Source organism: Kitasatospora sp. NPDC090091 (genome assembly GCF_044747365.1).
GTDB lineage: Bacteria > Actinomycetota > Actinomycetes > Streptomycetales > Streptomycetaceae > Kitasatospora.
Window position 1 is genome coordinate 234,712 of the sequence record NZ_JBIVDY010000012.1, and the last position, 14,551, is coordinate 249,262.

Genomic DNA, 14,551 nt, shown 5'->3' on the forward strand with positions numbered 1-14,551 from the left:
AGGGGATATGCCCGTCCGTCGGGCATCGCTCGAACAGCGGGAGCCCGCTCACCGGCGTCCGCTCCCGGGGCTGCCGAGCCGTATCCGCCGGCGCCGGGACGGGCTGCGGTGGATGGGGATCCGCAGGCAACATCGGGTGCCGCGGCTTCCTCATGATCGCCTCATGGACCGACCGGCAGTCTGTGGGCATGGCAAAGATTCGTATGCGTAAGCGCGTCATCGGCATGACTGCTGCCGGCCTGGCAGCCACCGTTGTCGCCGTCTACTGTGTCCAGTCCGCGCAGGGCGCGGACTCGCCGGCTGCGGGTGGTCCGCGGGCGGTGGTGCGCGTCGACCAGGTCGGCTACACGCCCGGTGAGGCCAAGCAGGCCTACCTGATGACCTCGGTCTCCGCGTCCAAGGCGTCCTTCCGGGTCCTCGACGCCTCCGGGAAGGAGATCCTCAAGGGCAAGGTCGGCTCGTCCACCGGCGGCTGGAACAGCAGGTACAAGGCGGTCCACACCCTGGACCTGTCCGCTCTGACCGAGCCCGGTGACTACCGGGTCGAGGTGTCCGGGCCCGTCAAGGCGGTGTCCCCGACGTTCCGCATCGCGGCGGCGGCCGATCTTTTCGGCACGCTCATCCAGGACAACGTCCGCTTCTTCCAGGCCCAGCGCGACGGCGCCGACGTCATCCCCGCGGAACTGCAGCGCAAGCCGTCCCATCTGGCGGACCGCCAGGCCACGGTCTATGACACCCCCGCCTACGCGGAGGACGAGACGGTGCTGACCGCGCCCCTCAAGCGTGTCGCAGGCCCGATCGACGTCTCGGGCGGCTGGAACGACGCCGGTGACTTCCTCAAGTTCACCCACACCGCCTCCTACTCCACCGCGAGCCTCCTGCTCGCGCACCGCACCACACCCGTCGGCGGGAAGGAGCTGGCCGCCGAGGCACGTCACGGGCTGGACTGGCTCGACAAGATGTGGGACGACAAGTCGCGCACCCTCTACGTCCAGGTCGGGCTCGGCAAGGGCGACACCGCGGACGGTAGCGGCAAGATCCGCTCCGACCACGACGTGTGGCGCCTGCCGGAAGCCGACGACGCCCTCGACGTGAAGCCCGGTGACCCCGACTACCTGATCAAGCATCGGCCGGTCTTCCGCGCGGCACCGCCCGGCAAGCCGATCAGCCCGAACCTCGCCGGGCGTGTCGCCGCCGCCTTCGCCCTGGCCGCCCAGCTCGACGCCGCCGAGGACCCCGAGCGGGCACACGAGGAACTCGAGAAGGCTGCACACATCTACGCCCTCGCGAACACCGACCCCGGCGACCAGCTGGTCACCGCCTTCCCGCACGGCTTCTACCCCGAGGCGTCCTGGCAGGACGACATGGAATTCGGCGCCGCCGAGCTCGCCCTCGCCGCCCGAGCCCTGGACGACAGGCGCGCAGCCGACTGGACCGGGCAGGCCGGACACTGGGCCAAGCAGTACATCACCTCGGACAGCCTCGGCACCCTCGGCCTCGGCGACGTCAGCGCACTCGCCCACGCCGACCTCGCCCACCTGCTCGACGAGGGCGCCGCCCGCACCGAAGTCACACGCGAGCAGCTCGCCGCCGACCTCAAGCGCCAGCTCGACGACGGCAGTGCCCGCGCCGCCCGCGACCCCTTCCGGGCCGGCGCCGTCTACACCGACTTCGACTCGGTACCCCACACCTTCGGCCTCGCCGCCACCGCCCAGCTCTACCACCGGGCCACCGGAGACTCCCGCTACGCCGCGTTCGCCACCCAGCAGCGCAACTGGGCCCTGGGCGCCAACGCGTGGGGGTCCTCCTTCGTCATCGGTGCCGGAACCACCTTCCCGCACTGCCCCGAGCACCAGGCCGCCAACCTCGCCGGCGACCTCAACGGGGACGGCGACATCCTCCTCGGCGGTGTCGTCAACGGCCCCAACGCGGCAGACAAGCTCAAGGACCTCAACTCCTTCCCCGCCATGCGCGCGTGCCCCGCCAACCAGGGAAACCCCTTCGCCGTCTTCGACGGCCGCGGCAGCGGCTTCATGGACCACGTCGGCGCCTGGCAGACCGTCGAATCCGCCGACGACTTCACCGCCACCGCCCTGCTCGCCTTCACCCTCGCCGCCGCACCCCAGGGCACCAACAGCAAGCCATGAACGGTGGTGCGCCGCGACGTCCACCTCGGCAGGGTGTGGTCCGCCCAGCCCCACCGGGCGATCTCCGACCGTTGATCGGGTGGCGCTGTAGGGGCACCAGGTGCACCACAGTGGACGGCGACCGGCGGGTGCGTGCGGCACGGGCGCCGGGCCTGTTGTCATGCCGCGTTGCGACATCCGGTGAGGAGGAGGGCGACCATGCGTTTGGCGTCGGCCTGATCGTAGTCGGGGCCGGTGATGCAGAGGTTTCCGATGGCGCGCATGAGCGTGTAGGCGGTGACACCGGAGCGAAGTTCGTCGTCGGCGGCGCAGGCGTCCAGCAGCGTCGCGCAGGCAGGGACCAGGGTGTCGAGCATGAGGGCGTGGAGGTTCTCCAGCCCCGGATCTCCGGACCCCAGCGCCGCGCCGAGGCCGTGCTTGGTCACGAGGAAGTCCACGAAAGCGTCCGTCCACAGGGCCAGCGCGGTGAACGGCGCCTCGGACTCCTCAAGGAGCCGGGGCGAGAGAGCGGCGCAGGCGTCGATCTGGTGCCGATAGACGGCGGTGACGAGGTCTGCGCGGGTCGGGAAGTTCCGGTAGACCGTGCCGACACCGACGCCGGCGCGTTCGGCGATGTCACGGACGGGCGCCTGGACGCCCTGCTCGACGAAGACCGCCGCAGCAGCCTCCAGTACGCCACTGCGGGTGCGTTGCGCCTGTGCTTGGCGCACCCCGATCGACTCCGGCACGGATGGCTCCCTTTACTCGCGGAACAATGTTCCGCTAAGTTGGCGGAACGTCGCTCCGCCAAAGTATGGCAGAGCCGCTCCGCAGAGAAAGCACAGGTCTCCCATGCCTTCCCGCCCCCTCGGTCACCAGATCGTCTCGGTCAAGCCCATCCCCGTTCCCGCTCCCGACCGCGGCATCGACCTGCAGGTGAAGGTCACCGCCCCCCGGTCGGGCCGGCATCTGCCCGTGATCGTCTTCTCCCACGGCAACGCATGGTCCATGGACGGGTACGAGCCCCTCGTCGACCGGTGGGCCGCCGCCGGATTCGTCGTGGTGCAGCCCACCCACCTGGACTCCCGCCGCAACGCCATCGGCTGGGACGACCCGCGCTTCGCCACCATCTGGCGCGTGCGGATAGCCGATCTCCACGCGGTCCTCGACAACCTTGGCGACATCCTCGCCCAGGCCGGCCTGGAGGCCCGCGTCGACCGTGAGCGCATCGCCGTGGTCGGCCACTCCTGGGGCGCCCAGACCGCGGGCGCCATCCTCGGCGCCCGCGTACTCGACGCCGACAGCGTTCCCGGCGAGGGCTTCTCCCACCCCGCGGTGTCGGCCGGCGCGCTGATCGCCGCGACCGGAACCGGCGAGACCCTCACCCCGTTCGCCGCCGAGAACCTCCCGTTCATGAAGCCGGACTTCTCCACCATGGTCACCCCGGCCCTGGTCGTCGCAGGCGGCAAGGACCAGTCGCAGCTCTCCACCCGGGGGCCGGAGTGGTTCACCGACGCCTATCACCTCAGCCCGGCCCCCAAGAGCCTGCTCACCATCGCCGAGGCCGAGCACACCATGGGCGGCATCGCCGGCGAAAGGGTCGCCGAGACCACCGACGAGGACCCCGCCCGCGTCGTCCTCCTCGCAGATGCCATCTCCGCCTACCTCCGCGCGGCCCTCGGCCTCGACGACGCCGAGTGGACCGCTCTCGCCAGCACCGCCGAGGGCGACGACGGTACGTGGAGCATCGCCGGCAAGTGAGCCCAGCCCGACAGCCCGGGAGGCTGCCCGGCGCCGAACGGTCGAGCAGGCGAATCCCTGGTCTGACCGGCGAGGGGGCGGCGGTGCTCGGAGCCACTCCCTCGCCTCCGCCCACACCTCGGTCCGGCCGTCCAACAGGAGACGGAATGATCGCGACCAGCCCCGGTCTTCACGGAAACGCGATGAGAGCCGTTTTCGCAGATCCTCGTCAGTGCCGGAGGGCCGGACCCGCAGGTCCGGCCCTCCGTGCTGAGAGGTGCGTCAGTTCGTGGCAGCGAACAGGGATTCCTGAGTGGCCTGGTAGCGGTAGGACCCGGCCTGTCGGTCGCCGCGCACGACCCGGTACGCCTCAGCCGTCAGTCTCTGCTGGGCGGTGATCGGCAGCATGGTTCGCCGGCTCACCCGAGGGCGACCCGCCACACGATCAGACCCACGACCCCTCTCACGCGCCAACCCGTGCTCAAACGTGGTCTGATCGGCCAAATCCCCCGGCTCCGCGCCCAGATGGCCGCCGAGTCGGAGGGTTCACTCGTCATCCACGACCGCACCGGGCCGACGCGAAGAATTCTTGAAATTCGTGGCCCCGCAGCCGCCCGAAATGGTGCCGCAGGCGGCCCCCAGGGGGCCGCGGCGGCAGTGCGGTCGCAGTGCGCACCCTCCGCGGCCGGGCGCTCCCGATTGCCCCTCAGGAGCCCGTCTACGGCCTCGCCAAACTGGCTCTGACCTGGTGTTTTCCCGGAAATCTCCTAGGCTGGGGGAGCTTTGCCGAACACCCTCGGAGGGGGCATCATGAGCGAGGAAGCCAAGGCGTACGACGCCAGCACGATCGTGGTTCTGGAGGGCCTGGAGGCCGTTCGGAAGCGGCCAGGCATGTACATCGGATCGGTCGGTGAACGCGGCCTTCACGTCCTGGTGTTCGAAGCCGCCGAGCTGGTGCTGGACGAGATCCTCGGCGGCACCGCCCGCCGTGTCGAGATCACCCTCACCGCCGACGGCGGTGTCCGCATCGGCGACGACGGCGCAGGCCTCCCGGTTGAGCACGCCGGCCACAGCGACGGCCCTGCGCTGGAGACCCGATTGACCGTGCTCTGCTGCGGGCCACAGCGCGCCAACGGCCGCTTCCTGATCGGCGGCTACTTCGGCGTGGGACTGGCCGTCGTCAACGCGCTGTCGGAGCGTCTGACAGCCGAGGTGCGACGCGACGGTGCCCGCTGGGTCCTGGAGTACGAGCGAGGCGTCGCCGTCGCGCCGCCCACCCACACCGGACCAGCCGGCGGCAGCGGGACCGCGATCACCTTCCGGCCGGATGCCGAAATCTTCCAGACGCTGGAGTTCTCGTTCGACACGCTGGCCGATCGCCTCAGGGAACTGGCTTTCCTGAACCGAGAGTTGGACATCACCCTGACCGATGACCGCGACCCCGCGGCGCCCCGCGCCGTCCGCTTCCGCTTCCCGAACGGACCGAGGGACCACATCGCCGAGCAGAGCACCCCCCTCCACCCGGACGTGATCGGCTTCGAACGCGCGTACCCCGAAATGGAGGGAACCATCGAGGTGGCCCTCCGCTGGTGCGCCTCCCACGAGGAGCGAGTCGCAAGCTACGCCAACAGCCGGCCGACCACCGGCGGCGGCACACACGAAATCGGCTTCCGCGACGGCCTGGCCGCCGCGGTCAACGCCTACGCCCGGGAGCAACAGCTGCTCACCCCGTCCGACCCCGACTTCACCCCCACCCAAATCGGCGCGGGCCTGACGGCGGTCGTGTCGGTGAAACTCGATCACCCCGTGTTCGAGGGGGCCACCCGCGACCGACTGGGCAACGGGCCCGTCCGTGCCTGCGTCGCCGAGGCCGTCCGCGAGCACCTGGCCGCCTGGCTCCACGCCGACCCGGCGCAGGCGGCTGCCGTCCTCGCCCGGACCTCGATGACCACCCGCCACTGACGGCAGCACACCAGAGACGCCGAAGCCCAGGTCGGGGATGGCCCCCGGCCTGGGCTCTTTGGTGGGCACAGACGGTCCTCCCTGCATCGAACCCCCTGCTCGCCGGGAAGGGCCCTCGGGATCTGGGGGCCCTTTCGCATGACCGGACCCTTGCGCCGGGTGTGCGCAACGGGCAACGGCCAGGCGCGGCCGAAGACCCGGACACCGGGTAGGCGCTGAGGGCCGGGCGGCCCCCGAGGCGTTCCCGGCGACCTCACCGACCCCGACCGGCCCTCTGGGAGGACATCCGTGACACCCCCCGACACGCGGCGCTGCGCGCGATTCCCGGCCTCGACGTGGCACGCCCCTGCGACGCCAACGAGACGGCCGCCTGCTGGCGGGCGTTGCTGGAGCAGCACGACCGGCCGACCGGACTCGTCCTCACCCGGCAGAAGGTGCCCGTCCTCGACCGCGGCGCGGCGGGGTACGCGCCGGCGGACGGCGCCGCCCGCGGCGGCTACGTGCTGCGCGACCCGGCCGACGGCACCGCGCCGCGGGTGCTGCTCCTCGCCACCGGCTCGGAGGTCCATCTCGCGTTGGCGGCCCAGGACCTGCCGGCCGGCGAGGGCGTGACGAGCCGGGTGGTGTCGCTGCCGTGCCTGGAGTGGTTCGCCGCCCAGCCCCGGGAGTACCGCGACGAGGTCCTCCCGCCCGCCGTAAGGGCACGGGTGAGCGTGGAGGCGGGCGTGGCGCTCGGCTGGCGCGAGCTGGTCGGACAGTACGGCCGGATCGTCAGCCTCGACCACTTCGGCGCCTCCGCCGACTGCGAGCGCCTGTACCGGGAGTTCGGCCTCACCGCCGAGGCCGTGGCCGGGGCCGCCCGGGAGAGCCTCGCCGCAGCGGCCGGCTGACCCGCGGCCCGGCCCGGGCGGCCCGTCGCCGCCGGGGGCCGGCGTCCCGGACCGCCGGCCGGCGGGAGCGGCGGTGACGAGCCGCGAGGGGACCGGCTGGTGGGCGCGCGGTGACGCCGGCTGCATCGAGAGCCCGAACCACCGGTACTGAGCGCGGAACCGGCTCGCCTATCCCTCATCGAAGGCCTGGTCGGCGGCTTCGTTGGCGCGGTCGATCTCGGCCATGTGCTCCTCGGCCCAGGTCCGCAGCCCTGCAAGCGCGGACTCCAGGGACAGCCCGAGCCCGGTGAGTCGGTAGAAGACCCGCGGCGGCACGGTCGGTTCGACGCGGCGCGACACCAGCCCGTCCCGGGTCAGGCTTCGCAACGTCACGGACAGCATCTTCTGCGAGACGCCGGGCATCCGGCGTCTCAGCTCCGCGAAGCGCACCTCGTCCGGTGCGGCATCGGCGAGCGTCTTGACGGCCATGGACGTCCACCTCGTGCCGATGCGGTCCAGTAACTGCCGCGTCGGGCACTGGGAATCGAACAGATCGCCGCGTACCCCGCGACCGGCGGCCCGGGCTCCTTGGGTGGTCACCTGTGGCTCACCACCTTCCCTGAAAGTGCCGTCTAGGAAGCGCTCGGGCAGCTACCTATCGTTCAGTGGTCACCAATAGTAATCAACCGGAGGAACCGTCATGCCTGTCACCACCGCACACCGCCTGCGCCGCATCACGACGAACGGTGTCGAACTCAACGTCGCAATCGCCGGGGACGGACCTGCGGTTCTCCTGCTGCACGGATTTCCGCACACCTGGCAACTCTGGAGCGGCATCATGGGCCGACTGGCCGGGCAGTACCGGGTCATCGCCCCGGACCTGCGAGGCTTCGGTGCCAGTGAACACGCCGCCGAGGGTTACGACGCAGGCACCCTCGCCGCCGACGCCGAAGGGCTGCTCGACGCACTCGGCGAGCCCTCAGCAGCGGTGGTCGGTATCGACGCAGGCACCGCCCCCGCCGTCCTGCTCGCGCTGCGCCGGCCCGGCCTCGTCCGGCGCCTGGTCGTGATGGAGGCACTGCTCGGCCGCCTGCCCGGAGCAGAACACGTCGTCGCGGGCAACCCCCCGTGGTGGTTCGGCTTCCACACCGTACCCGGCCTTGCCGAGACCGTCCTGGCCGGCAACGAGGCCCCGTACATCGACTGGTTCCTCGACTCGGGGACGCTCGGGCGGGGAGTACCCGACGACATCCGTGCGGCCTTCGTCCGCGCGTACACCGGGAGCGAGGCCCTGCGCTGCGCGTTCTCCTACTACCGGGCCCTGCCCACCAGCGCGCAGCAGATCCAGGACGCCGTCGCGACGGCTCGGCTCACCATGCCCACCATGGCCGTCGGCTCTCACCCCGTCGGCACCGGGCTCGAACGCCAACTCCGTCCCATCGCCGACGACCTGGTCGGACACCATCTCCAGGACTGCGGCCACATCATTCCCCTCGACCGCCCCGACGCCTTGTTCGCGCTCCTTGCTCCCTTCCTCTCCGCCGACCTGCCGAAGTGACCGGGGCGGGGCATCGCGGTCGGCGGTTCCGGCGTTCGGCCCAGCTGCACGCAGCCGGGCAGTCGTGCCCGGCGGGCGGCTGCCGAGGTAGGCCGTGGTGATCCAGTGGTGGTGGCAGGCCGTCTCGAGCGGACGCCGGCGGGCAAATGGTCCTCGCGCCGTGCGCCTCTCTCCTCGCGGCTGGACGGACGGCTTCGTCAGGTGGGGGGACGGAGGCCTTGCAGCAGGACGGCGAGGTAGGCGTCGATGAGTTGCTGGGACGGGGGCTGAGTGCGGGCGATCGCGAGGGCGGTTCGGCCGATCAGGTTGGTCGCGACAGAGGGAGCGATGTCGGTGCGGATTGCGCCGCCCCGCTGGGCTTCTTCGACCATCTCCTCCATCACGCGGGCGAGGTCACCACGCAGGGCGGTGGTAGTGGGCACGTTCAGGCCCCCCAGCTGGTCGCTGGCGGCGTGGTGCGCGGCCTGGAAGGCGATCAGCTCGGGGATGAACAGGCGCAGGGCCTGTCCGGACTCCGTCTCGGCGAGCAGGTCGCGGGCTCGTTGCACGACCGGGGCGAGCAGACCGGAGACCGCTGCGTCGAGGAGGGCATCCTTGCCGCCGAACGTGCGCACGACAGTGGCTGCTCCCAAGCCCGCCCTCCTGGCGATGTTCTCGACGGTGAGAGGTGTGCCTGGCTCGGCCAGCAGCGCGGTTGTCGCGTCGAGGGCGAGCCGGCGATTGCGCAGGGCGTCGGCCCGGCGCGGGGTTCCGGAGGACATTGACAAGTGAAACGCGCCTTCCACATACTCTACTGGAATGCCTGTTCCACTTAGTCTAGCGGGAGAGCAGCTGCCGATGAACGAGCGGATCCTGATCTCCGGGGGAGGCATCGCCGGTCTGGCCCTGGCGCACTGGCTGACCCGGCACGGCTTCCGGACCACGGTGGTCGAGCGGGCTCCGGCGCTGCGGGCCGGCGGCAATGGGGTGGACGTGCGCGCCCAGGCTGTCGAAGTCGCCGAGCGGATGGGGATCATGTCCCGGGTCCGTGAGCTGGCCACCGATGTCCGGGGAATGAAGTTCGTCGACTCCTCGGACCGGGCCGTCGCCCGGGTCGACACGCGCGACCCGGCCTCCGTGGAGATCATGCGAGGCGATCTCGTCGCGCTGCTGGACGAGGTGACCGACACCGAGTACCTGTTCAACGACTCCATCCGGCGCCTGGAGCAGGACGACGACGGCGTGCTCGTCACCTTCGAACGGGCGTCCGCCCGCCGCTTCCACCTGGTCGTCGGCGCCGACGGGATGCATTCCACCGTCCGTCGGCTCGCCTTCGGGCCGGAGGAACGCTTCGTCCGGTTCAAGGACCACTACTTCGCCTTCGCGGACGCCGACGCCTCCCTCGGTGAGGACGGCTGGGTGACGATGTTCAACACTCCGGGCCGCATGACCGGAATCTACCGGTCCGGGAATCATGCCCAGGCCAAGGCCTATTTCATGTTCCGTTCCGCGCCGCTGAAATACGACCACCGGGATGTCGCGGAGCACAAACGCCTGATCAGCGAGCAGTTCGCCGGTGACAGGTCATGGCGGATCCGGGAACTTGTCGACTCTGCCCTCGCCGACCCGGAGTTCTACTTCGACGCCCTGGGCCAGGTCAGGATGGATTCCTGGCACAACGGCCGCGTCGCACTGGTCGGGGACGCCGCCTGGTGCGCGTCGCCCGCATCGGGCGCAGGCGCAGAACTGGCCCTGGTCGGTGCCTACCGCCTGGCGGGGGAGCTGGCTGCCGCGGACGGCAACCACCGGGCCGCGCTGCCCCGCTACCACACCGCCCATCGCCCGCTGGTCGACCGGAAGCAGCGGATCGGGCCCAACGTCCGCCTCATGATCCCCAGGACCGTCGGTGGCCGGTTCGTTCGCGATGTCTTCGCCCGCCTCCCGCTCATGAACGCGATGGGCGGACTGGACCGCCGCCTGCAGGCGAGGAACACCGCCTCTCTGCCGGACTACTCCCGGCCCCGACGGCCGTAGCAACCAGGAGAGATGGCCGTGGGTGCGAACGCATGTCGGCGACGGGAGCGATGAGTTCGGCGGCATCGGCGGCGCCGAGCGTGGTGGCGAGGGCGTCGTGGGCGGGCAGGCCTCGGGCGCAAGGTCGGTGATGACGGGGTCGGGCGCCGTCTCGACGCGCACGTCCCGCTTGCCGTGCCAGGTCAAGGCCTTCATCGGGGCTTTCAGGAGTTCCGGCCGAGCCAGCAGGTCCAGCTGCGGATCATCACGGCCAGCGGCTTCACGAGCTGACGGCGGACCTGGAGAACCAGGTGTGAGCGGACAGGCTGGTGGCCTTCGGTGGTTGCACCGGGCCTCAGGCCTGTCCGCTCAACCGGCGAGGCTCGTTCGCGAGGCGCGCGTGACCTCGTCGTACCAGTTCACGAAGGCGGGTCCGTGCTCGCCCGACAGGTCGGTGTGCACCCTCCGGCACAGGCCGCGGAACGGGGCCGGGTCCCAGGTGCCGGCCTGGGCGGACAGCGGTGCCTCGTGAAGGTTGCCGAGGGCGAACCGGCGGGCGAACCCGTAGGCGAAGGGCACGACCGTTCCGTCCGTCTCGACCACGAGCGGTGACAGCCAGGAGCTGAGCCGCTCGACCGGTCCGCCCCCCTGATCGTCGCCCGCGTCACCGCTGTCGCCGAGGAGAAAGCGGTCGGCCTGGGAGACGAGGTTCCCACGTTCGACCAGGTCGAGTTGGATGACGAGGTCCGTCGATGTCCGCAGGCGCGCTGCCTCCAGCACCGAGAAGAGCATCTCGGTGACGTCGGGCACCGCGTCGGGCAGGGCTCCCACCGCGTTGCCCTCGGCCTCGAGCGGGTGGATCTGCAGCAGAGCAGCCCCCGCGGCGACGGCAAAGTCGGCCACCCAGGCCAGCTCGTGGATGTTGAACTGGGTCAGGGTGAAGATGAAGCCGAAGGGGATTCCTGAGGCCCGGACGAGCGGGAGCCTGCGCTCCATGGCCGCGAAACTCCGGGGATCCTGGCGCATCCGCACGTGACTGTCCGGAACGCCGTCCAGCGAGATGGCCAACACGTCGACCAAGCCCGCCAGTTCGGACAGCCGACGGTCGGTGAGCAGCATGCCGTTGCTGGTGACAGTGGTCCGCATGCCGTGCGAGCGGGCCGTACGCAGCAGGCCGTCCAGCGGCCGGTAGAGCGTCGGTTCACCGCCGGACACCCCGAGCACGTCGTACCCCAGGGCTGCGGCGTCGGCCACCGCCCGTTGCAGGACGGGCAGCGCGGTGACCTCCGCGACGTCCGGCCCGGAGGAGGAGTAGCAGTGCAGGCACCGAAGGTTGCAGCGCCGGGTGGGGTGGACCTGCAGGACGGCCCGGCCGGGGAGGGTCATCGAGGTGCCCGGTCGGGGGATCAGCGGGCGCGGTTGGCGACTCCGACGGACACCTCGATGACCTGGCTGTCGATGACCGGCGGAAGCCCGCGGGTCTGCCAGGTGAGAGAGGTGTGGTCAGCGACCTCCGTGCGGTGGGCCAGGTCGACCAACTGCTGGACAACCGAACCGATCTGTGCGCCGTGGTTGTTGCTGTCGGCCCGGAACGTGGCCTGCAGGACGTCGGGGCGGGGGATGCCGCGGATGAGGATCCGCTCCAGGGCGAGCTCGGAGGTGATGTCGGCGAGGCCGGAGACGAACTCGTCGCTGATTGGCTGGCCGGCGTTGCGCCAGGCTTCCATGAGAGCCTCGGATCCGCGCTTGGGGTCGGTCATCGCTGTCCTCCGGTGCGGGGGAAGGGAAGGTTCGGAAGGAAGTCTGTATGCGCTCCAATGGGCCGGACAAGCCACCATGCGGGTGAAATCGGATGCCACATGTCCTGAACAGCCGCAGGGCGTGGGAAGTCGGACCGCCGGACTTCACACGCCCCGCAGTCGGGAACGACTCAGCCCTCCTTGGAGACGTCCCTGATCTCGTCGTAGCAACTCGCCATCCCCGGCCGGCCCCACGCACCGTCGTCACTACGACCGGGCATGGGTGGTGTGAACGTGGCGGCGATGAGTCGGCAGACCAGCCCGGAGCAGGCCGCGGGCTGCCCACCTGTGCGACCCCCTTTCACGGCTGGTGGGCCTCCGGGCAGGAGGTGTGGATGTCGCTGCACTCGCCCATGCACGCGTCGTATTCCGTCGCCCACTCCGCCTCAGCCGCGGCACCGTCCTGCGCTTCGCCCGAGCCGCCGACGTCGAACAACTCCTCGTCGCGGCGACCCACCGCCCCAGCGTGATCGACGACTACCGGCGCCACCTGCACCACCGGTGGACGGAAGGCTGCACCAACGCCTCAGCACTCACCCGCGAGATCCAGCAACGGGCTACCGCGGTGACGTCAACACTGTCCAGCGCCATCTGCGGCTCTACCGAACCGGAGCGGTCCCGGCCGAGGCTCCGCTGCCCCAGCTGACCGTCCGCCGCGTCACCGACTGGATCATGCGCCGACCCGAGCGGCTCGACGACACCGAACGCAAATGCCTCGACGTCAGCAGTACGTCCGGGCCTTCTTGACTGCGGGTTCGGCCTGCTGGGGGTCGGAGGTCACGGAGAGCAGCTGCTGCGCCTCCCGCAGGGCATCGGCGAGCGGCTGGAACTTGGCGTCCGCCAGGGCAGCCGCCCTGGCCAGTTCCTCGGCGCCGACGAGGCGCGCCACCACGATGTCGAAGGCCTGCCCGCCATCGGTGCCCGGCAGCTGTTCCGGCAGCCGGCTCACGGCCGCGCACGCCAACTCGGCGTCGGTGCCCTGGGCCTTACCGGACGCCGCCCCTGACTGGCAGGCCGTCAGGGCCAGCAGTAGACAGACTGCAGCCACAGCCCTTGCCGGACGCCTCATCAGTTCCCCCTGTTCGCAAGCTTCCGTCATCGTCGGGGCTTCGCCCAGGGGAGATAAGTCCAATCCCGGCCAGTTTGCACGAAGCGGCAGCCTGCCACTCCACGTCGCGTGCGCAGAACCACTCACCCTGGCCGGCCTGCAACGCCACCTCGCGTTCGTGGCCACGCTCAAGGAGCTGGGTGACCAGCGCGGGCGGGATACAGCCGGACCGAGTCCTGGCCTGACGATCGAGATCAGCAGCCTCCACGGCACCGCACACTGGACCCCACCACCGACGAGCGGCCCAGAACCGGCACACCGCACGGCCAACACGGCGTACCGCTTGACGGCGTGGCTCCCTGAGATGTCTTGACGGCCTGCCCGCTTACAGCCTGGGCGGGGCATCAAGGTACGGGCCGCGGTGTGGGTCAGGGCCGGGTGCCGGTGAGCTTCCACCAGGGCATGGCGTCGGTGTCGCTCACGTCGTAGTGGAGCAGCCCGTTCGGGCACACCTGCCCTCGCGGCCCTCGGCGAAGCGATGGGTGATCTCCGGGATGAAGTCGAACGGCCCGGGGTGCGGGTAACGAGTCGGGCACGGGGCCGGTTGAAAGCCGCGAGATGCCCGGGTCGGTGAGTGGTCGTTGCCTAGGCTGCCTGGTGTGAATCCGTCTTCCTTGTCCGACTCCCGTGACGATGCTTTTGCGGCACAGGCGCCACGTCCGCTGGGTGTGGTGACGCCGGAGCAGTTCGTCGGGGTGATGCGTGAGCTCCGCCAGTGGTCGGGCCTGAGCTTTCGGCAGCTTGAACGGCGGGCCGAGCAGGCCGGCGAGGCGCTTCCCCGTGCCACGCTGGCGGGGGCCCTGGGCCGCGCCGATCTTCCGCGCGAGGAGCTTGTGGCCGCGTTCGTCAAAGCCTGCGGGGGTGATGCGGACGATGTCGTGGCCTGGGTCACGGCCCGTAAGGCCGTTGCCGTCCGGTCGGCGCGGACACCCGGACCCGTGCCGTCGGAGTCGCTGGAGTTGCCGGAGGTATTGGAGCCAACGCAGGTGGTGGAGCCGGCTTCGGCGGGCCGCGTAGCGACGGCCGCTGTGACGCCGTCCCGGCCCTCCGCCCAGTCTGGAGTGAGCGGGGAGGCGACAGCGAGTACCGCTACCGGGCCGGGACCGGCCGGGAGCACGGGCGGCCAGGAAGCGCCGCCGGCTCGCGCGGGCGAGGATACGCAGCGGCCCGCTTCGGTCGAACCGCTCGGGGCGGCGGCCTCCGGTCCGGGGCGCGGCGTGTCGCGTGTGACGTTACGGACGGCTGCGCCGGTGCGGCGCACGGTGGCGGCGGTCACGCTCGCGGTGGCGGTCGTGGTGGTGACTGCTGTCGTTCTCGGCATCGAGGGTCGGACGGACGGGGGCGGACACGGGGCCGCGGAGCCGTCCACGGCTCCCACGGTGACCGGCCCCGCGATC

Annotated in this window: 12 protein-coding genes and 1 pseudogene; 6 read left to right on the plus strand and 7 right to left on the minus strand. The window is 70.9% G+C overall.

Features of this window, described 5'->3' with window-relative positions; translation table 11 throughout:
* Positions 1 to 188 precede the first annotated feature (188 nt).
* Positions 189 to 2,147, plus strand: a complete 1,959-nt coding sequence (locus ACIPSC_RS22480; protein WP_400827797.1) for a glycoside hydrolase family 9 protein — start codon at positions 189 to 191, stop codon at positions 2,145 to 2,147.
* Positions 2,148 to 2,305: 158 nt separating this feature from the next.
* On the opposite strand, the gene ACIPSC_RS22485 is transcribed toward ACIPSC_RS22480, so the two are convergent.
* Entirely contained in the window at positions 2,306 to 2,875 is a 570-nt protein-coding gene (locus ACIPSC_RS22485) for a TetR/AcrR family transcriptional regulator (protein WP_400827798.1), read from the minus strand.
* Between the two features lie 103 nt (positions 2,876 to 2,978).
* Between ACIPSC_RS22485 and ACIPSC_RS22490 the strand changes: the two genes are divergently transcribed.
* From ACIPSC_RS22490 to ACIPSC_RS22500, 3 genes and pseudogenes are all read left to right on the plus strand, one after another.
* Positions 2,979 to 3,887 carry an alpha/beta hydrolase family protein gene (locus tag ACIPSC_RS22490; protein WP_400827799.1) on the plus strand — a complete coding sequence of 303 codons (909 nt, stop codon included), beginning with the start codon at positions 2,979 to 2,981 and terminating at the stop codon, positions 3,885 to 3,887.
* A gap of 789 nt (positions 3,888 to 4,676) precedes the next feature.
* Positions 4,677 to 5,828 carry a DNA gyrase subunit B gene (locus ACIPSC_RS22495; protein ID WP_400827800.1) on the plus strand — a complete coding sequence of 384 codons (1,152 nt, stop codon included), beginning with the start codon at positions 4,677 to 4,679 and terminating at the stop codon, positions 5,826 to 5,828.
* A 290-nt stretch (positions 5,829 to 6,118) separates the two neighbouring features.
* A pseudogene (locus ACIPSC_RS22500) lies at positions 6,119 to 6,832 on the plus strand (transketolase-like TK C-terminal-containing protein); the annotation flags it as partial.
* A 54-nt stretch (positions 6,833 to 6,886) separates the two neighbouring features.
* Here ACIPSC_RS22500 and ACIPSC_RS22505 read toward each other — a convergent pair.
* Positions 6,887 to 7,297 (minus strand): winged helix-turn-helix transcriptional regulator, encoded by a 411-nt coding sequence (locus ACIPSC_RS22505; protein ID WP_400827801.1) that lies wholly within the window; start codon positions 7,295 to 7,297, stop codon positions 6,887 to 6,889.
* A gap of 100 nt (positions 7,298 to 7,397) precedes the next feature.
* Between ACIPSC_RS22505 and ACIPSC_RS22510 the strand changes: the two genes are divergently transcribed.
* Complete coding sequence (locus ACIPSC_RS22510; RefSeq protein ID WP_400827803.1) at positions 7,398 to 8,255, plus strand: alpha/beta fold hydrolase; 858 nt, start codon at positions 7,398 to 7,400, stop codon at positions 8,253 to 8,255.
* 197 nt (positions 8,256 to 8,452) lie between these two features.
* Here ACIPSC_RS22510 and ACIPSC_RS22515 read toward each other — a convergent pair whose 3' ends face one another.
* Positions 8,453 to 9,127: a TetR/AcrR family transcriptional regulator gene (locus ACIPSC_RS22515; RefSeq protein WP_400827804.1), complete on the minus strand. Its 675-nt coding sequence runs from the start codon at positions 9,125 to 9,127 to the stop codon at positions 8,453 to 8,455.
* Between ACIPSC_RS22515 and ACIPSC_RS22520 the strand changes: the two genes are divergently transcribed.
* A complete protein-coding gene (locus ACIPSC_RS22520; protein ID WP_400827806.1) occupies positions 9,093 to 10,268 on the plus strand; it encodes an FAD-dependent monooxygenase in 1,176 nt (391 codons plus the stop codon). The two genes, ACIPSC_RS22515 and ACIPSC_RS22520, sit on opposite strands and share 35 nt — an antisense overlap.
* A 348-nt stretch (positions 10,269 to 10,616) precedes the next feature.
* Here ACIPSC_RS22520 and ACIPSC_RS22525 read toward each other — a convergent pair whose 3' ends face one another.
* The 4 genes from ACIPSC_RS22525 to ACIPSC_RS22540 form a co-directional block, all read right to left on the minus strand.
* Complete coding sequence (locus ACIPSC_RS22525; RefSeq protein ID WP_400827807.1) at positions 10,617 to 11,633, minus strand: radical SAM protein; 1,017 nt, start codon at positions 11,631 to 11,633, stop codon at positions 10,617 to 10,619.
* A gap of 20 nt (positions 11,634 to 11,653) precedes the next feature.
* On the minus strand, positions 11,654 to 12,007 hold the full coding sequence (locus tag ACIPSC_RS22530) for a hypothetical protein (protein WP_400827808.1): 354 nt from the start codon (positions 12,005 to 12,007) through the stop codon (positions 11,654 to 11,656).
* 340 nt (positions 12,008 to 12,347) lie between these two features.
* A complete protein-coding gene (locus ACIPSC_RS22535; protein ID WP_400827809.1) occupies positions 12,348 to 12,545 on the minus strand; it encodes a hypothetical protein in 198 nt (65 codons plus the stop codon).
* Positions 12,546 to 12,767: 222 nt separating this feature from the next.
* Entirely contained in the window at positions 12,768 to 13,094 is a 327-nt protein-coding gene (locus tag ACIPSC_RS22540) for a hypothetical protein (protein ID WP_400827811.1), read from the minus strand.
* Positions 13,095 to 14,551 lie beyond the last annotated feature (1,457 nt).